This is a genomic window from Lyngbya aestuarii BL J, from assembly GCF_000478195.2.
Lineage (GTDB): Bacteria > Cyanobacteriota > Cyanobacteriia > Cyanobacteriales > Microcoleaceae > Capilliphycus > Capilliphycus aestuarii.
Window position 1 is genome coordinate 1 of the sequence record NZ_AUZM01000308.1, and the last position, 713, is coordinate 713.

At 46.1% G+C, this 713-nt stretch carries 1 pseudogene; it reads left to right on the plus strand.

The window, feature by feature from the left end:
* Positions 1-713: pseudogene (locus tag M595_RS28260) on the plus strand (Rne/Rng family ribonuclease); the annotation flags it as partial.

Sequence of the window (713 nt, forward strand, 5' to 3'; positions counted from 1 at the left end):
AGCAACTTGCAAAAACCGTGATCTTGGATGCACCCCAAACTCGCTCAGAACCGGAAACAGTCGAACTAGATGCAGTCAGCAATTTACAAGAATTAGAGTTAATTAACCATCCGAGTTATCAAGATCATACCGGAAGTAATGCTCGGCGGCGGCGGCGGCGGCGAATTGGAGATTTGGATTCTTTGGTTCGCGAAGATGAACCCAGTCGTAATAATTTGCGCTTAACCCCAACCAGTGGATACACCGAAAATCGCTCTGAAATTCAATTATCAGAGGGATTATCTTCTAGAAGTGGATTAGCCGAACGCAGTCGCACAGCTAAATCAGATACTCTCAAACCCACAACCGAACCGCCAGAAGTGGTTTCTGTTGAAATGACTACCGATGAACAGCAAATGTACGCGATGATGGGTATTTCCCCGCTGATGCTTTCGAGTAAAACTCCAAAAAATTCTAGAAATGTGATCGTGACGGTCTGTTTACCCGGAGAAGACCCCCCCTCACCCAAAGATCTGTTAGAGGAAAATGAAGAAGAATTAATTGAGGTCAGTCCACCGAGTCCACCTATACCTGCACCTGCCCCAGTGGAGTTAACCCTGAAGTTAGATTCTCCGACAGAGGTAAGCCAAGAGTCTATCGAGGAGTCTATCGAAGAGTCTCCTGTTGAAGAAGAATTTTCCCCTACTCCCTCTTTAGCGATTTCAGAGGATGCA